This window comes from Burkholderia sp. F1 (assembly GCF_050813845.1).
Lineage (GTDB): Bacteria > Pseudomonadota > Gammaproteobacteria > Burkholderiales > Burkholderiaceae > Burkholderia > Burkholderia ubonensis.
On sequence record NZ_CP172421.1, the window covers coordinates 2833039 to 2856835 of the forward strand.

The window sequence follows — 23797 nt, forward strand, 5'->3', positions numbered from 1 at the left end:
CGCGGGGTGCGCCGCCGGCCGGGGCCGGGCCGGCCCTAGCGCTGCATCGACTCCCAGACCTTGTGCAGCCGCTTGACCGACACCGGCATCGGCGTGCGCAGCTCCTGCGCGAACAGCGAGATCCGCAGCTCCTCGAGCAGCCAGCGGAACTCCGCGAGGCGCGCATCGGCGACGCCGCCGCGCTGCGACACCGCGCGCTGGTATTGCTGGACGAGCGGCTGCAGGTCGCCGAACTGCTTCGCGTCGCGGGCCGGATCGGCCTTCAGCTTGTCGATCCGCAGCGCGATCCCCTTCAGGTAGCGCGGGAAGTGCGCAAGCTGAACGTAAGGCGTGTCGATCACGAAGCGCTTGCCGACCAGCGCCGACAGCTGCTGCTGCAGGTCCGCGTGCGCCTGCGCGAACGGCTTCGCCTGCGCGAGCTTCTTCGCGAGGCCCGCGTATTCGGCGAGGATCTGCCCGACGAGCCGCGCGATCTCCTGCGCGAGCAGGTTCAGCCGGCTCCTGCCCTCGTCGCGGCGCGCGTGGAAGCTCGCATCGTCGACGGGCAGCGGGTCCTGCAGGCATGCACGATCGAGCGCGGTGTCGATCAGCTGGTCGCGCAGCTCGTCCTGCGTGCCGAGCGACATGTACTGCATCGCCATCTCGCGCAGGCCCGGCAGGTTCTTCTCCAGATACTTGATCGGCTCCTTCAGCTGCAGCGCGAACAGCCGACGCAGCCCCGCGCGGTGGATGCGCGCGGCCTCCTCCGGCGAATCGAACACCTCGACGTCGCAATGCGCGCCGCGGTCGACGAGCGCCGGATAGCCGAACAGCGTCTGCCCGCGCCGGCGGATTTCCAGCAGCTCGGGCAGCTTGCCGAAATTCCAGGTCGTCAGGTTCTCGTACAGCGCCGTCGCGCCGGCTTCCGCCGGGGCCGCGGTCTGCGGCGATGCACCCTTCCCGTTCTTGCCGCCGCTCTTGCCGCCCTGCGCGGCGCCCACGCCGGCGGACGGCGCCGCAGACGGGGCCGCATCGGCGTCGCCGCCGACGGTGATCGTCGCCGCCGCGGCGATCTTCTGGAACTGCTGCTGGGCCTGCGCGCCGAGCTCGCTGCGCAGTTGCGCGAGATTGCGCCCCATCGCGAGCTGGCGGCCGTGCTCGTCGATCACCTTGAAGTTCATGAACAGGTGCGCGGGCAGCGTCTCGAGCTTGAAGTCGCCCGTCTTCATCATGACCTGCGTCTGCGCGCGCACGTCGGCGATCAGCGCCTCGACCAGCCCGCCCGCACCTACGCCGGTCGCACCAAAACGTTCGCGCCCCATCCGCTCGACGAAGCCGGCCGCATACTCGGGCAGCGGCACGCAGTGCCGGCGCAGCTTCTGCGGCAGCGACTTCAGCAGCAGCTGCACCTTCTCCTTCAGCATCCCCGGCACGAGCCACTCGCAGCGGCGCGCATCGACCTGGTTCAGCGCATAGAGCGGCACCGCGAGGGTCACGCCGTCGCGCGGCGCGCCCGGCTCGAAGTGGTACGTGAGCGCCATCTCGACGCCCGCCATCGTCGCGCGCTTCGGGAACAGCTCGGTCGTCACGCCCGCCGCCTCGTGGCGCATCAGGTCGTCGCGCGACAGGTACAGGAGGCGCAGCTTGTCTTCCGGCTGGCCGCCCTTCCTCACCTCGTCGCGATACCAGCGCTCGAACGCGGCGCCCGTGTGGATGCCTTCCGGAAGCGCCTGGTCGTAGAACGCGTAGATCAGCTCGTCGTCGACCAGCACGTCCTGCCGGCGCGACTTGTGCTCGAGCTGCTCGATGTCGGCGAGCAGCTTGCGGTTGTGCGCGAAGAACGCCAGCTTCGTATCGAACTCGCCTTCGACGAGCGCGCCTCGGATGAACAGCTCGCGTGCCCGCGCCGGGTCCTGCGCGCCGAACGCGACGCGCCGCCGGTGGTAGACCGGCAGGCCGTACAGCGTCGCGCGCTCGAATGCGCTCACCTGCGCCGGGCGTTTTTCCCAGTGCGGCTCCGACAGCGCTTTCTTCAGCAGATGCGCGCCGACCTTCTCGATCCATTCCGGCTCGATCTTCGCGAGGCAGCGCGCGTACAGCCGGCTCGTCTCGACCAGCTCGGCCGCCATCACCCAGCGCCCCGCCTTCTTCGCGAGCGCCGAGCCCGGCCACAGGAAGAACTTGATCCCGCGCGCGCCGAGATAGTGCGGCTCGTCGTCGGCCTTCAGCCCGAGGTTGCCGAGCAGGCCAGTCATCAGGGCCAGATGCACCTGCTCATAGGTCGCTTCGACCTCGTTCAGCCGCCAGCCGTGCTCGCGCACGACGGTCAGCAGTTGCGTATGCACGTCGCGCCATTCGCGCAGGCGCAGGTGCGACAGGAAGTTCTGTCGGCACGCGTCGATCAGCTGGCGGTTCGACTTCTTGTGTGCGACCGCCTCCTCGAACCACGCCCAGATCTTCAGCCACTGCAGGAACTCCGAGCGCTCGTCGGCGAACCGGCGGTGCGCCTGGTCGGCCTGCTCCTGCGCGTCGATCGGCCGGTCGCGCGGGTCCTGCACCGACAGCGCGCTCGCGATGATCAGCACTTCGCGCAGCGACTGCTGGTCGCGCGCGCCGAGGATCATCCGGCCGACCCGCGGATCGAGCGGCAGCCGCGCGAGCTCGCGGCCGAGCGGCGTCAGCGCGTTGTCGTCGTCGACCGCGCCGAGCTCGTTGAGCAACTGGTAGCCGTCCGCGATCGCGCGGCCCGGCGGCGGCTCGAGGAACGGGAACATTTCGATCGCCGTCAGGTGCAGCGACTTCATCCGCAGGATCACCGACGCGAGCGACGAGCGCAGGATTTCCGGATCGGTGAAGCGCGCGCGCGCCTGGTAATCCGTTTCTTCATACAGGCGGATGCAGATGCCGTCCGCGACCCGGCCGCAGCGGCCCGCGCGCTGGTTCGCGGCGGCCTGCGAGATCGACTCGACCTGCAGCTGCTCGACCTTGTTCCGGTACGAATAGCGCTTCACGCGCGCGAGGCCCGTGTCGACGACGTAGCGGATGCCCGGCACGGTCAGCGAGGTCTCGGCGACGTTCGTCGCGAGCACGATGCGGCGCGCGTTCGACGGCTTGAACACCTTGTCCTGCTCGGCCGCGGACAGGCGCGCGAACAACGGCAGGATCTCGGTGTGCGGCGGGTGATGCTTGCGCAGCGCCTCGGCGGCCTCGCGAATCTCGCGCTCGCCGGGCAGGAACACCAGCACGTCGCCCGAGCCTTCGCGGCACAGCTCGTCGACCGCGTCGACGATCGCGTCCATCAGGTCGCGCTCGGCCTCGCGCGCGGTCTTCACGCGGTCACGGCTTGCCGTGCCTTCGGCGTTCTTCACGGCCGGGCGGTCCTCGGCCACCGGCCGATAGCGCACTTCGACCGGATACAGGCGACCGCTCACCTCGATCACCGGCGCCGGCCGTTCCTCGCTGCCGAAATGGCGCGCGAAGCGGTCCGCGTCGATCGTCGCCGACGTGACGATCAGCTTCAGGTCCGGGCGCTTCGGCAGGATCTGCTTCAGGTAGCCGAGCAGGAAGTCGATGTTCAGGCTGCGCTCGTGCGCCTCGTCGATGATCAGCGTGTCGTACGCCTTCAGCAGCGGATCGGTCTGCGTCTCGGCGAGCAGGATGCCGTCCGTCATCAGCTTGACAGACGCGCCGGGCGCGAGGTTGTCGGTGAAGCGCACCTTGTAGCCGACCACTTCGCCGAACGGCGTGCCGAGCTCCTCGGCAATGCGGCGGCCGGTCGACGACGCGGCGAGCCGGCGCGGCTGCGTATGGCCGATCAGGCCCGTGCCGCCCGCGCCGAGGCCGCGGCCGAGTTCGAGGCAGATCTTCGGCAGCTGCGTGGTCTTGCCCGAGCCCGTCTCGCCGCAGACGATGACGACCTGGTGGCCGGCGATCGCGCGCGCGATCTCGTCGCGCTTGCCCGACACGGGCAGGCTTTCGGGGAACGTGATCGGCGGGACCGGATTAGGCGCGACGGCGACGCGCGGCGAACGTTCGCGGCGCGGTGCGCGCGCGTCCTGCGCGGCGGACTCGCGCGGCGCGTCGCGCCGTTCTCGTTGCGGCTCGCGTTGTGGCTTGCGCTGCGGCCGGCCCTGCGACTCGCCGCGTCGCTCGCGTTGCGGTTCGCCCTGCGGCGCGCGTGGCGTCTGGCCCTCAGGCTGGCGCGCGTCGGCCGCATCATCCGGGTGCCGGCCCGACGGCGCGTTGGCCCGCGTCGGCGCGGGACTTTTAGGTACATTCGACATGGGGGCGCATTATAATCCCGCCCATGAATTCCCAAACCGACCTCCCCCCCGCCCAGTCCGGCACGGCGAACCCGCCGGCCGCCGACGATTCGGCCGCCAGCCATGCGCAGTTCGTCGACTGGATGCGCTCCGTCGCGCCCTATATCCACAAATTCCGCAACAACACATTCGTCGTGGGATTCGGTGGCGAGGTCGTGCAACAGGGGCTCCTGAACGCGCTCGTGTCCGACATCGCGCTGTTGCAGGCGATGGGCATCCAGATCGTGCTCGTGCACGGCTCGCGGCCGCAGGTCGAGGAGCAGCTGAACCTGCACGGTGTCGAATCCGAGTTTTCGCACGGGCTGCGCATCACCGATGCGCGCGCGCTCGAATCCGCGAAGGAAGCGGCGGGCGAAGTGCGTCTGGATATCGAGGCCGCGATCAGCCAGGGTCTGCCGAACTCGCCGATGGCGCACGCACACATCAGCGTCGTGTCGGGCAACTTCGTGACGGCGCGGCCGGTCGGGATTCTCGACGGGGTCGATTTCGCGCATACGGGCGTCGTGCGCAAGATCGACGCCGAATCGATCCGCCATTCGCTCGCGAGCCGCAAGCTCGTGCTGCTGTCGCCGCTCGGCTTCTCGCCGACCGGCGAGGCGTTCAACCTGTCGATGGAGGACGTCGCGTCCGCGGCGGCGATCGCGCTGCGCGCCGACAAGATCATCTTCCTGACCGAAGGCCCCGGCATCGTCGACGATGAAGGCGAGCTGGTCCGCGAAATGTCGCTCGACGCGGCCGCCGATCTGCTCGACTCGGGCAACATCCAGGGCGACGACGCGTTCTTCCTGAAGCACTCGATCCGCGCGTGCCGCGGCGGCGTGACCCGTGCGCACCTGATCCCGCAGTCGCTCGACGGCAGCATGCTGCTCGAGCTGTTCCTGCACGACGGCGTCGGCACGATGATCTCGTACGAGAACCTCGAGAGCCTGCGCGAGGCGACGCCGGACGACGTCGGCGGCATCCTGTCGCTGATCGAGCCGCTCGAGTCGGACGGCACGCTGGTGCGCCGCGGCCGCCACCAGATCGAGCGCGACATCGACCACTTCTCGGTGATCGAGCACGACGGCGTGCTGTTCGGCTGCGCGGCGCTATACCCGTACCAGCAGGAGAAGATCGGCGAGATGGCATGCCTGACCGTCGCGCCCGAGGCGCAAGGCTCCGGCGACGGCGAGCGGCTGCTCAAGCGCATCGAGCAGCGCGCGCGGGCACGCGGCCTCACGCACATCTTCGTGCTCACGACGCGCACCGAGCACTGGTTCCTCAAGCGCGGCTTCGTGAAGGTGAGCGTCGACGACCTGCCGGAAGACCGCCGCAAACTCTATAACTGGCAGCGCAAGTCGCTCGTGCTGATGAAACAGCTCTGAGCGCAGGCACGGCTGCCCTCCCCCAGACCGATTACAGGAGAAGTACACGATGGCTCGAATGATCCAATGCGCGAAGCTCGGCAAGGAAGCCGAAGGTCTCGATTTCCCGCCGCTGCCGGGCGAACTCGGCAAGCGCATTTACGAAAGCGTCTCGAAGGAAGCGTGGCAGGGCTGGCTCAAGCAGCAGACGATGCTGATCAACGAGAACCGCCTGAACATGGCCGACCCGCGCGCGCGCCAGTACCTGATGAAGCAGACCGAGAAGTACTTCTTCGGCGAAGGCGCGGACCAGGCGTCCGGCTACGTGCCGCCGACCGAAGGCTGACGCGATTCGCGCGGCCGGCTTCGGCCGGTCTTGCAGCGAAAACGACAACGGCACCGTGCGACGCGCGGTGCCGTTGTCGTTTTGGAGGCGACTTTGGGCGGAGAAAGCGCGCGCCGGACGCGCGCCGCGCCGCTCACCCCGCCGGCTTCAGCGCACCGCCCTCGCCCGCCTGCTCCGGCCCGCTCGCCGAGTTTTCGGCGCCCCATTCCGCCGCATCGCTGCGCTCGGCCGTCGACAGCTCGTCCGCGCGATGGCCCGTGCGGTTCAGCAACGCCAGCATGCAGACGAGCGACACGCACGCATAGAGCCCCGACGCGATCGCGACGCCGACGATGCTGCCCGTCGCGTTGAGGATCGCCTGCGCGAGCACCGGCGTGCCGCCGCCGACGACGAGCGCGCTCAGCTGGTACGCGAGCGACAGCCCCGTATAACGGACGTTCGCCGGAAACACGCGCGCGAGCACGCCGCCGACCGCGCCGTAGAACATCGCCGACGGGATCGTCGACACGCACATGCCGGCGACGGCGATCCAGTACGAGCGGGTCGCGAGTGCATGGAACATCACTGGCATCAGCACGATCTCCGGAATCAGGATCCAGCACATCGCGCGCCGCATGTCGATCCGCGACACGAGCCATGCACCGAGCGGCTGCATCAGGAACTGCACGACGAGCGACATCGACAGGATTCCGAGGAACGTCCCCTGCGCGTAGCCGAGCTCACGGGTCGCCCACGACAGCGCGAACGTGCTGCGGAAATACGTGACGTTGATGACGGGCAGCGTGCCGGCCGCGAGCAGCACGACCGGCCAGTGATCGCGCACCACGTCGCGCAGCGGCAGCTTCACCGTGCGCTTGCGGCTCAGCACGCGCTGCATGTCGGCCGACTCCTCAAGCCTCAGGCGGATCACCATGCCGACGACCACGAGCACCGCCGACAGCAGGAACGGGATGCGCCAGCCCCACATCAGGAAGGCCGGCGTCGGCAGCGCGCTCAGCGCGAAGAACGCGCCGGTCGCGAGCAGGTTGCCGGTGGGCGAGCCCTGCTGCGCGAACGCCGCGTACAGGATGCTCCGGTGCTTCGGCGCGTTCTCGCTCGCGATCAGCACCGCGCCGCCCCACTCGCCGCCGACCGCGATGCCCTGCAGCACGCGCAGCACGACGAGCCCGGCCGGCGCCCACACGCCGATCTGCGCATAGGTCGGCAACAGCCCGATGCCGGTGGTCGCGAGCCCCATCATCACGAGCGTGATCACGAGCGCGGTCTTGCGGCCGACGCGGTCGCCGAGATGGCCGAACACGATCCCGCCGAGCGGACGCGCCGCGAAGCCGGCCCAGAACGTGACGAACGCGAGCAGCGTCGCGACGCCCGGGCTCATCGTGCTCGAAAAGAACACCTTGCCGAACACGAGCGCGGCGGCCGTGCCGTAGATATAGAAGTCGTACCACTCGATCGTCGTGCCGACGAACGCGGCAAGCGCGGCGCGGCCCGGTCGCGGGTTCGCGGCGGGAGGGGATTGCGGACGGGTCATCGATGTCTCCATGTCTGTAGTCGGTGGCGCGACTGCCGCGCGCCTTGTCCGGTTGGCCGGGTGGCCGGGTTGCGCCGCCGGCCGGCGGCCTCGCGTCAGCCGGGCGCCTTCAGCACGCCGGCGTCGAGCAATTGCTGCTGCAGCGCCGGATCGACCCCGAGCCGGTCGAGCACCGCGCGCGTGTCGCGGCCCAGCGCAGGCGGCGGCGAGCGATAGGTCGCCGGCGTGCGCGACAGCCGGATCGGCGACGCGGTGCCGCGATACGGGCCGATTTCGACGAGCAGGTTCCGGTGCAGCGCATGCGGATCGCGCACGACGTCGGCGGCCGTCTGCACCGGACCGCACGGCACGCCGGCCGCCATCAGGTCGCGCGCGAGCGGCGCGCACGCATGCGGAGCCAGCAACGGCTCCAGCGCGGCCTTCAGCTCGGGCCGATGCGCGCAGCGGCTGCGGTTGTCGACGAAGCGCGGATCGCCCGCCAGGTCCGGCGCGCCGAGATGCGCGGCGAGCCGCGCGAACTGCCGGTCGTTGCCGACGGCCAGGAAGATCGGCACGGTCGCGGTGCGGTAGCTGTCGTACGGCGCGATGTTCGGATGCGCGTTGCCGCTGCGCTCCGGCACGCGCCCGGAGCCGAAGAAGTTCGGCAAATGCGGATGCAGCAGCGACACGCCGCAGTCGTAGAGCGCGATGTCGATCGACTGCCCCTGCCCGCTCTTTTCGCGCTCGGCCAGCGCGAGCAGGATCCCGGCGAGCGCGTTGAGCCCCGTCACCATGTCGACGATCGGCAGGCCGATGCGCATCGCGTCGCCGTCGCGCTCGCCATTGACGCTCATCAGCCCGGCCATCGCCTGGATCACCGCGTCGTAGCCGGGCAGCCCGCCGAGCGGGCCGTCGGCGCCGAAGCCCGTCACCGCGCAGTGGATCAGCCGCGGAAAGCGCGGCCGCAGGTCGCGCGCGTAGTCCATGCCCCAGCGCGCGAGGGTGCCCGGCTTGAAGTTCTCGACCAGCACGTCGGCGTCCTCGAGCAGGCGCCACAGGATCGCGCGGCCCTCGTCGCGCGACAGGTCGAGCGCAAGCCCTTCCTTGTTGCGGTTGACGCCGATGAAGTACCACGCGGTGTCGTCGAGAAACGGCGGCCCCCAGCCGCGCGTCTCGTCGCCCGCCGGCGGCTCGATCTTGATCACCTGCGCGCCGTGGTCGGCGAGCGCCTGCGTGCAGTACGGGCCGCCGAGCACGCGGCTCAGGTCGACGACCTTCAGGCCGGCCAGTGCGCCTTGCGCCCCGTTCATCGCTCGACCTCCGGCAGCAGGTCGAGCGCCGCGTCGAGCGACACCGGCGCGCCGCGCAGCAGCGCGTCGACCGTCGCCGCCTCGTCGCGGCCCTCGCGGCACGAGCGCGGCGCGAGCGGATCGACGGGCAGCAGCTTCTCGCGCACGATCAGGTGCGCGAGCGCGAGACGGCGATGGTCCGGCGCCGTGCACGCGCCCTCGCATGCCATCAGGATCGCCGCGCTCGCGTAGTACAGCGCGGACGCGGCCTGACGCACGCCTGCGTCGTCACCGCTCGCCGCGACCTGCGCGAGCGCATCGGTTGCGCGCGCAAGCACGCGCCTGAACGCGGTGCGGCTCGCGTCCGGCAACGGCGCCTGGCCGAGCCGGTCGGCGAGGAACGCATGCAGCGCGTCGAGCGCCCGCTCGCGCTGTGCGGCGCGCGCGACGTCGAGCGCGACGATGTTGCTCGTGCCCTCCCAGATCGAGCCGAGATGCGCATCGCGCACGAGCCGCGCGTCGCTCCATTCCTCGATGTAGCCGGTGCCGCCGCGCACTTCCATCGCGTCGCCCGTCACGCGGCGCGCGTCGCGGCAGGCGCGGAACTTGATCAGCGGCGTCAGGATGCGCACGCAGCGCGCGGCCTCGGCGTCGCCGGCGTCGGCCTGCTGCAGCAGCAGCGCGATCCGGATGAACATCGTGCGCGCGGCCTCGGTCGGCAGCAGCATCTTCATCAGCTGCCGCTGCATCAACGGCAGCTCGATCAGCTTGCGGCCGAAAGCCTCGCGATGCGTGGCGACGTGCAGCGCCTCGTTCATCGCGCGCCGCATCAGGCCCGCCGCGCGCACGCCGTTCGACAGCCGCGACATGTTGATCATGTCCGCCATCTGGTGAAAGCCTCGGCCGATCTCGCCGATCAGGTACGCGTGCGCGCCCTCGAGCGTAATCTCGCCGCTCGCCATCGACCGGCTGCCGAGCTTGTCCTTCAGCCGCACGATCCGGTAGCGGTTGCGCGTGCCGTCCGGCAGCGTCTTCGGCAGCAGGAACAGCGCCAGCCCCTTGATGCCGTCCGGCGCGCCGTCGGGCCGCGCGAGCACCATCGCGAGATCGGCGTCGGCGTTCGAGCAGAACCACTTGTCGCCATACAGGCGCCACACCGTGTTGCCGTGCGCGTCCGTGTCGCGCGCCGCGCGCGTCGCGATCCGGCCGACGTCCGAGCCCGCCGCCTGCTCGGTCATGAACATCGCGCCCTGGTACAGCGCGTCGAAATCGCGCGACGCGAGCATCGGCAGATAGCGCGCGACGAGCGCCGGCTCGCCGAAGCGGCGCAGCGTGCGGGTCAGCGAGTCGGTCATGCTGACCGGGCAGCACAGCCCGAATTCCGCCTGCACGAACAGGAAGGTCAGCGCGTACTTGACGAGCGGCGACGCGGGGACGCGCTGGTGGCTCAGCGACGCGAGCCCGAGCTCCGCATACGCGACGCGCTCGAGCGCGACGTACGCGGGATGCTTGTCGATGCGCTGCACGGGCTCGCCGCGCCGGTTGCGATGCTCGAGCACCGGCGGATGCTTGTCCGCGCATGCTGCCCATTCGTCGAGCTCGCCGCTGACGCGTGCGCCGAGCGCGTGCAGATGCGGTTCGAGTTCCGCGTAACGCGCATCGCCGAGATGGAGCCTCAGCAGCACGCCCAGATCCGGATCCGCGGTGAAGAAATTGATGCCCCGGCTGTCGGGGATATTGGACGCGCTGGTGGTCGGCGCGCGCTCGGTGTCGTTCATGTCGTGTCTCCTGCCCCATGCAAAGCGGTCCGATCAGCGTAGGCGCGGGATCGATAAGCGTCCAATACAGGATTTGTCCGGTACGATAGACAGCGCTTATCGATGCCGAAGCCGGGGGGAAGACGCGATGGAACTGAAGCAGCTTCGATATTTCGTCGCGGTGGCCGAAGAGCTGCATTTCGGGCGCGCCGCCAAGCGGCTGTTCATCTCGCAGCCGGCGCTGAGCTTCGACATCCGCAAGTTCGAGGACGCGCTCGGCGTGCAGCTGTTTGCGCGCACCAGCAAGTCGGTCGCGCTGACCAACGCGGGCGAGGTGCTGCTCGGCGAGGCACGCCGGCTGCTGCTGCAGGCGGCCGAGGCCGAGCGCCTGACGGTGCGCTCGGCGTCCGGGTACGCGGGGCGGCTGCGGGTCGGCTTCGTCCATTCGATGCTGTATCGCGGGCTGCCCGATGCGGTGCGGCGCTTCGAGGCCGACTACCCGGGCGTCGAGATCGTGCTCGCGGAAATGAACACGCAGGCGCAGGTGCAGGCCATCCAGCGCGGCCAGATCGACCTCGGCTACACGCACTGGGGCCACTTCCCGCCCGAGGTCGATTCGACGCCGATCTATGCGGAGCCGTTCGTCTGCTGCCTGCCGGCCGGACATCCGCTCGCGCGGCGCCGGCAGGTCGCGCTCGCCGCGCTCGCGGACGAGCCGTTCATCCTGTTTCCGCGCGACGCGGCCCCGCACTATCACGACCTGATCATCGCGCAATGCGTGAACGCGGGCTTCAGCCCGCTGATTCGTCACGAGGCGCGGCTGTGGCAGACCATCCTGTCGATGATCGAGTTCGGGATGGGCGTCGCGCTCGTGCCGCGCGTGCTGCAGCAGGTGAAGAGCGACCGGCTCGCGTTCCGGCCGCTGAAGGATGCGCCGCTCGAATCGCGCACGCTCGAGCTGAAGCGCGGCGGAAGCGCAGAACCGGTCGCGCTGCGCTTTGCCGACTATCTGCGCGCGTCGATCGATGCGCTGCCGGCGCTTGCGGGCTGAACCGCGCGGGTGTCGCGAGGGCGTGCCGGCCGCCATTCGTCACGGACTTTGTCGCCGTCCACGACACGAATGTGCGTGCCTGCAAAAATATTTGCAGAAAGTGCTTTACGAACCCGAAAAACCCTGACATAATTTCATCTTCTTTGGGCGGTTAGCTCAGCGGTAGAGCACTGCCTTCACACGGCAGGGGTCACTGGTTCGATCCCAGTACCGCCCACCAAAGATTCGCCGCTTGTGGCGACGCGTCAAACGCTGGATCGAGCAGTTGTTCCCAGCGCCAGCGCAAAGCCACTAGGCAAAGAAAAAGCCCTGCACTCGCAGGGCTTTTTTTTCACCATCTCGAGGGGGCAAACGCTATTTGCCCCCATCGCTGACACCGTTTGCGGCTCGATCAGTCAGCCCTTTCACTGCAGCTGCGACCGCCTCCCGCGACACACCGAAGAGTCACCCTCTTCAGGCAATATACTGCCCTATGCCCTCCATACAGACGCCTAGGGAGTACCGCAATGGGCCGCTTATTGAAAGTTCTCGCAGGCCCTCACGAGGGCAAAGGCATGTATTGTTTCTCCGCCGACCTGCTTGACGGATGCTTTTCATTTGCCAATATGGCAGCGTCAGCCGAAGACCCGCTTCACGTCTTGCACGCGAATACCGCGGCGATTTTTTTCGCCGGCTCCTATCTTGAAGCACGGCTGAACGAACTCATCGAGGAAGTGTCGCTGGGCATAGGCGAGCCATATGTCCCCCTCGCATTCTGGCAAACGCTGAATGAGCGGAAAAAAACCTTCAGCACCCGCGACAAATGGAACCTCATAGCATCCGCAAGCGGCGGCCAACTATGGGATTCAAGCGCCGAACCGTTTCAGTCTCTTGACGTTTTGACAACGCTACGCAATGAACTTGTTCACTACAAGGGGGAGATGGGTGAAAAAACTAAGCCTCGCCTGCGAAAGCTCCAGTATCTAAGCGACAGATTCAAAGGCCCAGGCAACAACATTCTTCGAGCACTGAATGTTGGCAGCTGGGCGCACGATCTGCTGACTTGCCCGGGCCTCGGTCAGTGGGTTCACGAAGTCATTGAACCGGTCTCCGAGAGCTTTGACGAACTCCTCACCGGCAAAACACTAGAAATTCTGAAAGCCGCCCCATCGCCCTCGCCCACATCCGGACCATCGGAAAACAGTTAATACCAAAAGCACATCTACAGCACAAGCTAAGCGCAGCCGCGCTCGCCTCCTTCACTCTGGCCACTTTTGTCGCGCGTGCTTCACGCTCAGGATCTCTACTAAATCTGCATCAATGCTGTACACGACAATGTAGTTGTGATGCACCACCATCTCTCTCGTTCCGGAAACGCGCCCCGCTCGATACAGCCTCGGGCGAACCCTCAGCCCCTCGACCTTTTCACGAATCATTTGCATCAGGGCTAATGCGGCGTCTGGATCGTCTTCCCCGATAAACTCCAAGATACACAGCAGGTCTTCCTCGGCCAACGGCCGCCACTTAAGTCTTAGCACGCTTCCCCTTTCTCATCGCTTCGACGCGGGCCAGAGCCTTTTTCATCACGTCCTCATGCTCGATACTCGGGCGCGGGTCGTCGATCGACTCCTGCACCTGCTCGCGCAACCACTTGTCATAGGCCGCCGCATTCGCGTGCGTCTGCTTCATCGCCGCCGCACGATCCGGACGGCTAGAACGTTCGATCTCGACCTCATCCGGCCGCCATGCTTCGAGCGAGAAACGCCCCGACTGCAACCCAAGCTCGCGGATCACCTCCAGCGCCTTGACGGGGTTCCGGAACGCACGCGGCCGACGATTGTTCGACGTGACCAGCACAGCCGTTCCGGCCGTCCGCGTCTCCAGCTCGACGTAAAATGAACCGCCCTCAGCCTTGAGGACAGCGGACAGAACACCGCCCGCGTGTGCGGCAGCAGCAGCCTGAGACACATCTAACGTTTTCATGGCACAACCTTTAGAAGATAACGGCACGATCTATAATACATCGTGCCACGGTCAATAGCATTCCGCCCCCTTTATTTGACGTAAAACCCCATGCGTCCGTCAGCGCCCCACACCTGGGCGTACAGCATCTGCACGGCAGGGGTCACTGGTTCGATCCCAGTACCGCCCACCAAAAAATCCAAGGGCCTGCGTCTCGCGACGCAGGCCCTTTTTGCTTTTGCGATGCGACTTTTCGGACGCGCCGATCGCCCCACCCGCTCAGCCGATCCCCATCCGCTCCACCGTCGCATCGAACGCCCGCTTCGCCTTCTCGACGATCTCGTCGACTTCGGCCTCGCCGACCACGAGCGGTGGCGACAGCAGCATCCGGTCGCCGGTCGCGCGCATGATCAGGTTGCCGTTGAAGCAGAAGTCGCGGCAAATCGTGCCGACCTCCCCGCCATGGTCGAAGCGCACGCGCCGCGCCGGCTCGCGCGCGAGCTGAACGCCCGCGACGAGCCCCGCGCCGGCAATCTCGCCGACGATCGGATGCCCGCCCAGCGCGTCGCCCAACCGGCGCTGGAAATACGGACCGATGTCGCGCTTCACGCGCGCGACGATCCCTTCGTCGCGCAGCACCTTCAGGTTCGCGACCGCGACCGCCGCCGCCACCGGATGGCCCGAATACGTCATCCCGTGATTGAATTCGCCGTGCTCGATCAGCGCCTGCGCGACCCGGTCGCGCAGCGCCACCGCGCCCATCGGCACATAACCGCTCGTCAGCCCTTTCGCGAGCGTCATCAGGTCCGGCTCGAAGCCGAAGTGCTGGTGCGCGAACCATTCGCCGATGCGCCCGAAGCCGCCGATCACCTCGTCGGCGACGAGCAGGATGTCGTACTTGCGGCAGATCCGCTGGATCTCCGGCCAGTACGTCGACGGCGGGAAGATCACGCCGCCCGCGCCCTGGAACGGCTCGCCGATGAACGCGGCGACATTCTCCGCACCGAGTTCGACGATCTTCGCTTCGAGCTGCTGCGCGCGCGCGAGGCCGAACGCCTCGGGCGTCTCGCCGGCCTCCGCTTCGCCGAAGAAGTACGGCTGGTCGATGTGCACGATGTGCTCGACCTTCGACGGCATCTGCTCGTGCATGTAGTCCATCCCGCCCAGCGTCGCACCCGCGATCGTCGAGCCGTGGTAACCGTTGCGACGCGAGATCACGTATTTCCTCCGCGGCCTGCCCTGTACGCGCCAGTACTGGTGCACGACGCGCAGCACGGTGTCGTTGCCTTCCGAGCCGCTGTTGCAGTAGAAGAAGTGGTTGAACCCCGGCGGCGTGACTTCGGCAAGCAGCTTCGACAGTTCGATCACCGGCGGATGCGTGGTCTTGAAGAACGTGTTGTAGAACGGCAGTTCCTGCAGTTGCCGGTACGCGGCGTCGACAAGTTCCTTGCGGCCGTAGCCGACGTTCACGCACCACAGGCCGGCCATCCCGTCGATGATCCTGTTGCCGTCCGAGTCCCACAAGTAGGCGCCGTGCGCCTTCACGATCACGCGGCTGCCCGCGCGATTGAGCGCGCCCATGTCGGAAAACGGGTGGATGTGGTGCGCGGCGTCGAGCGCGCGGTACTCGGCCGTCGTGCGGGCCGCAGGCGCGGCGGGCTCGATCCAGGCCGGTTCGTTGCGATAGGTCATGTGTCCTCCGGAGTGCGGTGGCGCGCGCTCACACATGCAGCAGCAGATGCCGGCGCTCCCATGAGCTGATCACGCGGAAGAACGCCTCGTATTCGGTTTCCTTCAGCGCGAGATACGCCTTGACGAACTTGTCGCCGAGAATCTCCGCGAGCGGCGTGCACGCAGCCATCAGCGAGAGGCCTTCCTCGAGATTGCGCGGCAGCTGATACGGCAGATCGTAGCCGTCGGACGCGAGCGGCTCGGTCGGCTCCAGACGCTGCGTCATGCCGAGATAGCCGGCGGCGAGCGTCGCCGCGAAGGCCAGGTACGGATTGCAGTCGACGCCCGGGATGCGGTTCTCGATGCGGCGCGCGACCGGGCTCGACTGCGGGATCCGGAAACCGACCGTGCGGTTGTCGTAGCCCCACTGCACGTTGATCGGCGCGGCCATGAAGCGCGACAGCCGGCGGTACGAGTTGATGTACGGCGCGAAGATCGGCATCAGCGCCGGCGTGTACGTCTGCAACCCTGCGAGATAGCCGCGAAACAGCGGCGTCACGTCGCCTTTCGCATCGATGAACAGGTTGCGGCCGGTTTGCGGGTCCGCGACGCTCTGGTGAATGTGCATCGCGGAACCGGGTTCGCCTTCCATCGGCTTCGCCATGAACGTCGCGTACATGTTGTGCCGCAGCGCCGCTTCGCGCACCGTGCGCTTGAACAGGAACACCTGATCGGCAAGCGACAGCCCGTCGCCGTGCATGAAGTTGATCTCCATCTGCGCGGCGCCGACCTCGTGGATCAGCGTCTCGATGTCGAGCCCCTGCATTTCGCAGTACTCGTAGATGTCCTCGAACAGCGGATCGAACTCGTTGACGGCCTCGATCGAATACGACTGCCGGCCCGTCTCCGCGCGCCCGGTGCGGCCGACCGGCGGACGCAGCGGCAGGTCGGGATCGGCGTTCATGTCGACCAGGTAGAACTCGAGCTCGGGCGCGACCACCGGCTTCCAGCCCTTCTCGTGATACAGCTCGAGCACGCGGCGCAGCACGTAGCGCGGCGAGATCTCGACCGGCGAGCCGTCGAAGTGCACGCAGTCGTGGATCACCTGCGCGGTCGGATCGACCGCCCACGGGATCAGGCAGATCGTCGACGGGTCGGGCACGCAGACCATGTCCGGATCGGTGACGCCGGTCAGCGTGCCGTCCTCCGGATAGTCGCCGGTGACGGTCTGCACCATCACCGCCTGCGGCAGCCGCATCGATTCGCCGGACTCGAACTTGTTGCGCGGAATGATCTTGCCGCGCGCGATGCCGGCCATGTCGGGAATGATCGCCTCGACCTCGGTGATGCGATGCTGCCTGAGGAATTCGTCCAGTGCGGGTTGCATGATCGGCCTCTTTCAGTCCACGACATGTGCGGCCGGCGACGCGCTATCGCCGTCGACGGCCGCACGGATACGGTGCGTCATGTGCGCGCGGCACGCCGCGCCGAATGCCGCGAAGATGTCGCGCGACAGCGGCTGCTCCGCGAACCGCCATTCGGGATGCCACTGCACGCCGAGCGCGAACGCGCGCGCGCCGCGCACGCTCACCGCCTCGATCAGTCCGTCGGGCGCGCTCGCCTCGACGACGAGCCCCGCGCCGATGCGCGCGATGCCCTGGTCATGCAGCGAATTGACCGTCGCTTCGCACGCGCCGCGCGCGATCCGCTGCAGCAGGCCGCCCGGCGCGAAACGCACGACGTGCGCGGGACCGTATTGCGCGTCGAGCGGATCGGACGGCGTCTCGCGATGATCGGCGAACCCCGCTGTCGCATGCAGCCGCTGATGCAGCGTGCCGCCATACACGACGTTCATTTCCTGCATCCCGCGGCAGATCGCGAGCACCGGCACGCCGGCGTCGATCGCCGCGCGCATCAGCGGCAGCGCGGTCGCGTCGCGCGCCGGATCGTGCAGCGTGCCGGGCGCGCTCGCGTGCCCGCCGTAATGATGCGGCTCGACGTTCGAATGGCTGCCGGTGAACAGCAGCCCGTCGACCGCCGCGACGAGCGCGTCGACCGGCTGGCGCATGCCGAGCGCGGGCAGCACGAACGCGAGCACGCCCGCGCCGTCGACGAGCGCGGCAAGGTACTTCTCCCCCGCCGCATGCGTCGGATGCGCGCCGCGCATCATGCGATCGGCGGTCACGGCCACGATCGCGCGCGCCCTCATGATCGCGTCTCCCGGAACATCGGCGCGCGAGCGCGCAACGACCCGCCGCATGCGTCGCGCTGCGCAATGAGGTGCGGCCCGGAACGGATGAGGCAAACGGCGCTAGGGCAACAACGACGCGCTGCCGTCGCACTGAATCGCGCTGAACACGCGCGTGGTCACGAGATTGAAGCGGCGCAGGCCGCGATGGAACAAGACGGTGAGGCGAGGCTCGCTGGACAGGGCGGAATGCGTGCCGCGATCGGCATGCCGGCGCGGACCGGCACGACGCGGCGCGCCCGCCGACGGACTTCGCGTCCGCTGGATCGAAGGGCTGACGGCTTTCACGATCGTACTCGACTGACGGATGAACGCTGAACACGTGTCCTATTGCAGCGCGCGGTTCAAACCGTGCAGCGACACGCAAGCAAGCCGTCGTCTGTGACGACTTCCTGACATTCAGCTTATATCACCTAAAAATTGCGTCAAATTTTCACGCGTCGGCGTCGGTATTAACTCTGACAAAAACAATGGCGGCATCGATTCGCAGAATCGATGCCGCCTCGTGCAATGCGCCGCCGGTCGCGTTCAGCGATACGCGAGCGCGGTCTCGGCGAGCGTCTGCAGCAGCGACGACACCCGCGCGGCGCGCGCTTCGTCGTATGCGTACGGACGCGTCTCTTCCATGTACGTGATCTGCGCGAGTTCGAGCTGCACGGCCTGCACCCCCGTCTCGGGCACGCCGTAATGACGCGTGATGTAGCCGCCCTTGAAGCGGCCGTTCGCGACCGCCGTATAGCCGCCATGCGCGATCACGCGCTCGGCCAGCGCTTGCGCGAGGCCGGGCGCGGCGCTCGCGCCGTTCGCGGTGCCGAAGTTGAAGTCCGGCAGCCGCCCGTCGAAGAAGCGCGGCACGTGCGAGCGGATCGAATGCGCCTCCCACACCAGCACGCGGCCGTGCTCGCGCTTCACGCGCGCGATCTCGCCCTGCAGCGCTTCATGGTACGGCCGCCAGTAGCGGTCGCGGCGACGCAGGATCTCGTCGTCGCCGGGCAGCGCGCCGGCCGGATAGAGCGGCGCCTTGTCGAACGTGTCGACCGGCACGAGGCCCGTGGTGTCCTGCCCCGGGTACAGGTTCTCGTTGTCGGGCGGCCGGTTCAGGTCGACGACGTAGCGCGCGTGCGACGGCACCAGCACCGATGCGCCGAGCGCGACGGCGAAGCCGTACAGGCGCTCGAGGTGCCAGTCGCAGTCGTCGACGAAGCGCGCGTCGGGCGTCATCGTCGCGGCGATGTCGTCGGGAATGAACGTGCCCGCGTGGGGAATCGAGATCAGCAGCGGCAGCGTGCCCTGCTTCAGCGTGAATACAGCCGGTTGGTCGATCATGTCGGTCTCGTGTCGGTCGGACGGCGCGCGCCCCGCGGCACGCGCCGGTCGCCGCGCGTCAGCGCAGCAGTTGCGCCAGCGCGGCGCGGTAAGCGGCATACGCGGCGGCTTCGTCGCGATGGCGGCGTTCGCGCACGACGCATTCGCCGCCCGTGTAGACGTCGCGCACCGGCGTGTCGCCGTGCTCGGCGAACACCGTGCCGGACAGCCACGCCGTGCTGTCGTGTTCGGCAATCGCCGGATGATCGGGGTCGAGCACGAGCCAGTCGGCGCGGCAGCCCGCGCGCAGCGCGCCGATGCGCCGCCCGCTCGCCTGCGCGCCGCCGGCAAGCGACGCGTCGAACAGGCGATCCGCGACGTAGGGCTGCGCGTCGCTCGCGAGCACGTTGCGCGCGCGATGCACGAGCCGCTGCCCGTATTCGAGCAGGCGCAGCTCCGCGCGCCAGTCGACCGACGCATGGCTGTCGGAGCCGATGCCGATCACGCCGCCGTGCGCGAGATAGTCGACGGCCGGGAACACCCCGTCGCCGAGGTTCGCTTCCGTCGTCAGGCACAGGCCGGCGACCGCGCGGCGCTTCGCGAGCGCCGCGGTCTCGGCCGCGTCGACGTGCGTCGCGTGCACGAGGCACCAGCGCGCATCGACGTCGAAGCGGTCGAGCAGCCACTGCACGGGCCGCGCGCCATAGGTGCGCACGCAGTCGTCGACCTCGGCCGTCTGTTCGGCGATGTGGATATGCACGGGCGCGTCGTCGGGCAGCCCGTCGAGCAGCGTGCGCAACCCCGCTTCGGACACCGCGCGCAGCGAGTGCGGCGCGACGCCGTAGCGCAGCGCGCCGTCCTCGGGCGCGGCGCGGCGCATCGCGTCGAGCAGTTCGAGCAGGCCGTCGGGCGTGTTGATGAAGCGGCGCTGGTCGTCGCGCGGCGGCTTGTTGCCGAAGCCCGCGAACTGGTACGACACGGGCAGCATCGTGATGCCGATGCCGGCCGCGCGCGCCGCGTCGATCACGCGCACGCCGAGCTCGGCGAGCTGCGGATAGCGCGAGCCGTCCTGCGCATGATGCACGTAGTGGAATTCGCACACCGACGTGTAGCCGCATTTCAGCATCTCGACGTACAGCCAGCGCGCGATCGCCGCGAGCGCGTCGGGCGTGATCTTCAGCGCGAAGCGGTACATCAGGTCGCGCCAGCTCCAGAAGCTGTCGGACGGGTTCGCGCGGTATTCGGTGAGCCCCGCCATCGCGCGCTGGAACGCGTGCGAGTGCAGGTTCGGCATGCCGGGCAGCACGGGCCCGGCCGCACGCGCGACACCCGCCGGCGCATCGGCGTCGGGCGTCACCTCGGTCAGCGTGCCGGCCGCGTCCCAGCGCAGCAGCACGTTGCGGCGCCAGCCTTCGGGCAGGTAGGCGTGCGCCGCGAACAACGTCGTATCGGTCATCGTGAGTCTCATCATCCGTTCGTGCGGCGAAACACGGTCGTCCCGCCGCGCACGACCTGCTCGCACAGCGGGCGGCCGATCCAGTACGCGAGTTCCGCGAGCGAGCCGACCGACCACACCGCGAAATCGGCCTGGCGGCCGACTTCGAGCGCGCCGTGGCGGTCCGCGCGGCCGAGCGCCGCGGCCGCATGGCGCGTGACGCCCTGCAGCACTTCCGGCACCGTCATCCGGAACAGCGTGCAGCCGAGGTTCATCGTCAGCAGCAGCGATTCGAGCGGCGACGTGCCCGGGTTGTGATCGGTCGCGAGCGCGATCGGCACGCCATGCTTGCGCAGCAGGTCGAGCGGCGGCAATTGCGTCTCGCGAATGAAGTAGTACGCGCCGGGCAACAGCACGGCGACCGTGCCGGCCGCCTTCATCGCCTCGATGCCGGCTTCGTCGAGAAATTCGAGGTGATCGGCGGACAGCGCGCGATAGCGCGCGGCGAGCGCGGTGCCGCCGGCGTTCGACAGCTGTTCCGCGTGCAGCTTGACCGGTAGCCCGCGCCGCGTCGCGGCCTCGAACACGCGCTCGGTCTGCGCGAGCGAGAAGCCGATCCGCTCGCAGAACACGTCGACCGCGTCGACGAGCCCTTCGTCGGCGAGCGCCGGCAGCATCCGCTCGCACACTTCGTCGATGTACGCGTCCGCGCGGCCCGCGTATTCGGGCGGCAGCGCGTGCGCGCCGAGGAAGGTCGTGTAGACGGTCACCGGGAAGCGCTCGCCGAGCTGCCGCGCGACGCGCAGCATCTTGCGCTCGCTCGCGAGGTCGAGGCCGTAGCCCGACTTGATCTCGATCGCGGTCACGCCCTCGGAGAGCAGCGGCTGCAGGCGCGCGGCGGCCTGCGCGAACAGCGTCGTCTCGTCGGCCGCGCGCGTCGCGCGCACCGTCGACACGATCCCGCCGCCCTGCCGCGCGATTTCTTCATAGCTGACGCCCGCGAGGCGCTGCGCGAATTCGTCCGCGCGCGTGCCGCCGTACACGAGGTGCGTGTGACAGTCGACGAGCCCCGGCGTCACCCATGCGCCGTGCAGGTCCTCGCGCGCCCAGTGCGCATAGCCGTGCGGCAGCGCGGAGAACGCGCCGAGCCAGACGATCGCGCCGGTTTCGTCGACGGCAATCGCCGCGTCGTCGATCGTCTCGTCGGGATGGCCGTGCGGACACAGCCTCAGGTGATGCCAGACAGTCGGTTTCATGCGTTCAGTTCGTATCGGTAGCGTCAAGCGACACGGCGAGCAGCGCGCCGTCGCCGCTTACCGCGACGTCAAGCGCACGCTGCAGCCCGTCGAGCCGCAGCGTGTCCAGTTCTTCCAGCGCGTGGGTTGCGCCGTCGAGCGCGACCTGCACCGCCCCCGTCGCGCAGAACAGCAGCACGGTGTCCGCACGCGCGATGCGATGCGTGCCGGCGCGCCACGCGGCGACCGACCCGCGCGTCGTCGCGCGGCGCGTCATCAGGTTGAAGTCGCGCGTCGGGCCGTCGTGCAGCGTCGCGCCGATCGCCGCCTCGCCGGCGAAATCCGCGCGCGCGAGCGGCGCGTCGAGCACGTGCCGCGCACCGCCTTCGCCGGCGAGCGTCATGCCCGCGCCGGACAGCAGCACCAGCGTGCGGTCGACGCCTTCGAAGCGCGAGAACGGCCCCGCCGCGCCGACGTCCGCGACGCTCACGCGCCACGCGAACGCGTCGAGCGCGGCGCCGGGGGGATGCGCGGCGATCTCGCGCGTCACGCCGCCGCCGTTCTTCCACGGCGACGCGACGAGATCCGCCGCGCGGATCAGCGCGGCGGCCACCGGCGCCTGGTCGAGCGCCGTCATGCTCAGCGGCCGAGCATCGGCAGCTTCAGGCCGGCTTCGCGGGCCGTCTGCTGCGCGAGCTCGTAGCCGGCGTCCGCATGGCGCATCACGCCCGTCGCCGGATCGTTCAGCAACACGCGGCCGAGACGCTCGTGCGCTTCAGCGGTGCCGTCCGCGACGATCACGACGCCCGAGTGCTGCGAGAAGCCCATCCCGACACCGCCGCCGTGGTGCAGCGACACCCACGATGCGCCGCCTGCGGTGTTCAGCAGTGCGTTGAGCAGCGGCCAGTCGCTGACGGCGTCCGAGCCGTCCTTCATCGATTCCGTCTCGCGGTTCGGGCTGGCGACCGAGCCGGTGTCGAGATGGTCGCGGCCGATCACGATCGGCGCCTTCAGCTCGCCGTTCTTCACCATCTCGTTGAACGCCTGGCCGAGGCGGTAGCGATCCTTCACGCCGACCCAGCAGATTCGCGCCGGCAGGCCCTGGAACGCGATGCGCTCGCGCGCCATGTCGAGCCAGTTGTGCAGGTGCGGATCGTCGGGGATCAGCTCCTTCACCTTCTGGTCGGTCTTGTAGATGTCCTCCGGATCGCCGGACAGCGCGACCCAGCGGAACGGGCCCTTGCCTTCGCAGAACAGCGGCCGGATGTACGCCGGCACGAAGCCCGGGAAGTCGAACGCGTTCTCGACGCCCATTTCCAGCGCCATCTGGCGGATGTTGTTGCCGTAGTCGAGCGTCGCCGCGCCGCGCTCCTGCAGCGTCAGCATCGCGCGCACCTGCACCGCCATCGACTGCTTCGCGACCTTCACGATGCTTTGCGGATCGACCTTCTGCGCCTCGCGCCATTGCGCGACGGTCCAGCCTTGCGGCAGGTAGCCGTTGATCGGGTCGTGCGCGCTCGTCTGGTCGGTCACGCAGTCCGGCGTGATGCCGCGCTTGACGAGTTCCGCGAATACGTCGGCCGCGTTGCCGAGCAGGCCGATCGACACCGGCTTGCCGGTGCGCTTCGCTTCCTCGACCATGCCGAGCGCCTCGTCGAGGGTCGTCGCCTTCTTGTCGACGTAGCGGGTCTTCAGGCGGAAGTCGATGCGCGTCTCGTCGCATTCGACCGCGATCATCGAGAAGCCGGCCATCGTCGCCGCGAGCGGCTGCGCGCCGCCCATCCCGCCCAGGCCGCCCGTCAGGATCCAGCGGCCCGACGGGTCGCCGTTGAAGTGCTGGTTCGCGACCGCGAAGAAGGTTTCATAGGTGCCCTGAACGATGCCCTGGCTGCCGATGTAGATCCAGCTGCCGGCCGTCATCTGGCCATACATCATCAGGCCCTTGCGGTCGAGCTCGTTGAAGTGGTCCCAGGTCGCCCAGTGCGGCACCAGGTTCGAGTTCGCGAGCAGCACGCGCGGCGCATCCTTGTGCGTGCGGAACACACCGACCGGCTTGCCCGACTGGACCAGCAGCGTCTCGTCCTCGTTCAGGTCCTTCAGCGACGCGAGGATCTGGTCGTAGCATTCCCAGTTGCGCGCCGCGCGGCCGATGCCGCCGTACACGACGAGCGCATGCGGGTGCTCGGCGACTTCCGGATCCAGGTTGTTCTGGATCATCCGGTACGCCGCTTCCGCGAGCCAGGTCTTGCAGGTCTTCTCGCTGCCGCGCGGCGCGCGGATCGTGCGCGTCGGATCGAGACGGGGATCGATGTGTTTCGGATGGTTCATGACGACTGCTCCCGAGGGAAATGGAAAATCAACAGAT

The 23797-nt window shown here is 68.5% G+C and carries 18 protein-coding genes and 1 tRNA gene; 5 read left to right on the forward strand and 14 right to left on the reverse strand.

The features are described 5' to 3' along the window. Window positions 1–35 precede the first annotated feature (35 nt). Window positions 36–4262: an ATP-dependent RNA helicase HrpA gene (hrpA, locus tag ACFIMZ_RS13360; protein ID WP_431819930.1), complete on the reverse strand. Its 4227-nt coding sequence runs from the start codon at window positions 4260–4262 to the stop codon at window positions 36–38. A 23-nt stretch (window positions 4263–4285) separates the two neighbouring features. Between hrpA and argA the strand changes: the two genes are divergently transcribed. Further along, a complete protein-coding gene (gene argA, locus ACFIMZ_RS13365; RefSeq protein ID WP_431819931.1) occupies window positions 4286–5665 on the forward strand; it encodes an amino-acid N-acetyltransferase in 1380 nt (459 codons plus the stop codon). 49 nt (window positions 5666–5714) lie between these two features. After that, window positions 5715–5990, forward strand: a complete 276-nt coding sequence (locus tag ACFIMZ_RS13370; RefSeq protein WP_009692666.1) for an oxidative damage protection protein — start codon at window positions 5715–5717, stop codon at window positions 5988–5990. Between the two features lie 133 nt (window positions 5991–6123). On the opposite strand, the gene ACFIMZ_RS13375 is transcribed toward ACFIMZ_RS13370, so the two are convergent. From ACFIMZ_RS13375 to ACFIMZ_RS13385, 3 genes are all read right to left on the reverse strand, one after another. Further along, window positions 6124–7521 (reverse strand): MFS transporter, encoded by a 1398-nt coding sequence (locus tag ACFIMZ_RS13375; RefSeq protein ID WP_431819932.1) that lies wholly within the window; start codon window positions 7519–7521, stop codon window positions 6124–6126. 95 nt (window positions 7522–7616) lie between these two features. Beyond that, on the reverse strand, window positions 7617–8810 hold the full coding sequence (locus ACFIMZ_RS13380; protein ID WP_431819933.1) for a CaiB/BaiF CoA transferase family protein: 1194 nt from the start codon (window positions 8808–8810) through the stop codon (window positions 7617–7619). Beyond that, window positions 8807–10567 carry an acyl-CoA dehydrogenase family protein gene (locus tag ACFIMZ_RS13385; RefSeq protein WP_431819934.1) on the reverse strand — a complete coding sequence of 587 codons (1761 nt, stop codon included), beginning with the start codon at window positions 10565–10567 and terminating at the stop codon, window positions 8807–8809. Before ACFIMZ_RS13385 ends, ACFIMZ_RS13380 begins: the two co-directional genes overlap by 4 nt. Before the next feature lie 127 nt (window positions 10568–10694). Between ACFIMZ_RS13385 and ACFIMZ_RS13390 the strand changes: the two genes are divergently transcribed. From ACFIMZ_RS13390 to ACFIMZ_RS13400, 3 genes are all read left to right on the forward strand, one after another. Continuing rightward, window positions 10695–11597, forward strand: coding sequence for a LysR family transcriptional regulator (locus tag ACFIMZ_RS13390; protein WP_431819935.1), 903 nt, complete (start codon window positions 10695–10697; stop codon window positions 11595–11597). Between the two features lie 145 nt (window positions 11598–11742). Then, window positions 11743–11817 (forward strand) — tRNA-Val (locus ACFIMZ_RS13395). Between the two features lie 286 nt (window positions 11818–12103). After that, a complete protein-coding gene (locus ACFIMZ_RS13400) occupies window positions 12104–12784 on the forward strand; it encodes a hypothetical protein (RefSeq protein WP_431819936.1) in 681 nt (226 codons plus the stop codon). A gap of 51 nt (window positions 12785–12835) precedes the next feature. On the opposite strand, the gene ACFIMZ_RS13405 is transcribed toward ACFIMZ_RS13400, so the two are convergent. From ACFIMZ_RS13405 to hutU, 10 genes are all read right to left on the reverse strand, one after another. Beyond that, the gene (locus ACFIMZ_RS13405; protein ID WP_431819937.1) at window positions 12836–13090 is read right to left on the reverse strand and encodes a type II toxin-antitoxin system RelE/ParE family toxin; all 255 of its coding nucleotides are present in this window, start codon (window positions 13088–13090) and stop codon (window positions 12836–12838) included. Between the two features lie 10 nt (window positions 13091–13100). Then, complete coding sequence (relB, locus tag ACFIMZ_RS13410; protein ID WP_431819938.1) at window positions 13101–13559, reverse strand: type II toxin-antitoxin system RelB family antitoxin; 459 nt, start codon at window positions 13557–13559, stop codon at window positions 13101–13103. Window positions 13560–13817: 258 nt separating this feature from the next. Further along, entirely contained in the window at window positions 13818–15230 is a 1413-nt protein-coding gene (locus tag ACFIMZ_RS13415; protein WP_431819939.1) for an aspartate aminotransferase family protein, read from the reverse strand. Window positions 15231–15258: 28 nt separating this feature from the next. Further along, entirely contained in the window at window positions 15259–16596 is a 1338-nt protein-coding gene (locus tag ACFIMZ_RS13420; RefSeq protein WP_431819940.1) for a glutamine synthetase family protein, read from the reverse strand. Between the two features lie 12 nt (window positions 16597–16608). Beyond that, window positions 16609–17418, reverse strand: coding sequence for a gamma-glutamyl-gamma-aminobutyrate hydrolase family protein (locus ACFIMZ_RS13425; RefSeq protein ID WP_431819941.1), 810 nt, complete (start codon window positions 17416–17418; stop codon window positions 16609–16611). A gap of 567 nt (window positions 17419–17985) precedes the next feature. Further along, on the reverse strand, window positions 17986–18783 hold the full coding sequence (hutG, locus tag ACFIMZ_RS13430) for an N-formylglutamate deformylase (protein WP_431819942.1): 798 nt from the start codon (window positions 18781–18783) through the stop codon (window positions 17986–17988). Between the two features lie 58 nt (window positions 18784–18841). After that, window positions 18842–20218 (reverse strand): formimidoylglutamate deiminase, encoded by a 1377-nt coding sequence (locus ACFIMZ_RS13435; protein ID WP_431819943.1) that lies wholly within the window; start codon window positions 20216–20218, stop codon window positions 18842–18844. A gap of 11 nt (window positions 20219–20229) precedes the next feature. After that, window positions 20230–21453, reverse strand: coding sequence for an imidazolonepropionase (gene hutI / locus ACFIMZ_RS13440; protein ID WP_431819944.1), 1224 nt, complete (start codon window positions 21451–21453; stop codon window positions 20230–20232). A gap of 4 nt (window positions 21454–21457) precedes the next feature. Further along, window positions 21458–22069, reverse strand: a complete 612-nt coding sequence (locus ACFIMZ_RS13445; protein WP_431819945.1) for a HutD/Ves family protein — start codon at window positions 22067–22069, stop codon at window positions 21458–21460. A 2-nt stretch (window positions 22070–22071) separates the two neighbouring features. After that, window positions 22072–23760 (reverse strand): urocanate hydratase, encoded by a 1689-nt coding sequence (gene hutU, locus ACFIMZ_RS13450; RefSeq protein ID WP_431819946.1) that lies wholly within the window; start codon window positions 23758–23760, stop codon window positions 22072–22074. Between the last annotated feature and the right edge of the window lie 37 nt (window positions 23761–23797).

Coding starts and splice junctions, on each gene's coding strand:
- ACFIMZ_RS13425 (WP_431819941.1), bottom strand. CDS start 17,418: ATGAGGGCGCGCGCGATCGTGGCCGTGACCGCCGATCGCATGATGCGC.
- hrpA (WP_431819930.1), bottom strand. CDS start 4,262: ATGTCGAATGTACCTAAAAGTCCCGCGCCGACGCGGGCCAACGCGCCG.
- ACFIMZ_RS13415 (WP_431819939.1), bottom strand. CDS start 15,230: ATGACCTATCGCAACGAACCGGCCTGGATCGAGCCCGCCGCGCCTGCG.
- ACFIMZ_RS13375 (WP_431819932.1), bottom strand. CDS start 7,521: ATGACCCGTCCGCAATCCCCTCCCGCCGCGAACCCGCGACCGGGCCGC.
- ACFIMZ_RS13385 (WP_431819934.1), bottom strand. CDS start 10,567: ATGAACGACACCGAGCGCGCGCCGACCACCAGCGCGTCCAATATCCCC.
- argA (WP_431819931.1), top strand. CDS start 4,286: ATGAATTCCCAAACCGACCTCCCCCCCGCCCAGTCCGGCACGGCGAAC.
- ACFIMZ_RS13445 (WP_431819945.1), bottom strand. CDS start 22,069: ATGACGGCGCTCGACCAGGCGCCGGTGGCCGCCGCGCTGATCCGCGCG.
- ACFIMZ_RS13380 (WP_431819933.1), bottom strand. CDS start 8,810: ATGAACGGGGCGCAAGGCGCACTGGCCGGCCTGAAGGTCGTCGACCTG.
- ACFIMZ_RS13435 (WP_431819943.1), bottom strand. CDS start 20,218: ATGACCGATACGACGTTGTTCGCGGCGCACGCCTACCTGCCCGAAGGC.
- ACFIMZ_RS13420 (WP_431819940.1), bottom strand. CDS start 16,596: ATGCAACCCGCACTGGACGAATTCCTCAGGCAGCATCGCATCACCGAG.
- ACFIMZ_RS13400 (WP_431819936.1), top strand. CDS start 12,104: ATGGGCCGCTTATTGAAAGTTCTCGCAGGCCCTCACGAGGGCAAAGGC.
- ACFIMZ_RS13370 (WP_009692666.1), top strand. CDS start 5,715: ATGGCTCGAATGATCCAATGCGCGAAGCTCGGCAAGGAAGCCGAAGGT.
- relB (WP_431819938.1), bottom strand. CDS start 13,559: ATGAAAACGTTAGATGTGTCTCAGGCTGCTGCTGCCGCACACGCGGGC.
- hutU (WP_431819946.1), bottom strand. CDS start 23,760: ATGAACCATCCGAAACACATCGATCCCCGTCTCGATCCGACGCGCACG.
- hutI (WP_431819944.1), bottom strand. CDS start 21,453: ATGAAACCGACTGTCTGGCATCACCTGAGGCTGTGTCCGCACGGCCAT.
- hutG (WP_431819942.1), bottom strand. CDS start 18,783: ATGATCGACCAACCGGCTGTATTCACGCTGAAGCAGGGCACGCTGCCG.
- ACFIMZ_RS13390 (WP_431819935.1), top strand. CDS start 10,695: ATGGAACTGAAGCAGCTTCGATATTTCGTCGCGGTGGCCGAAGAGCTG.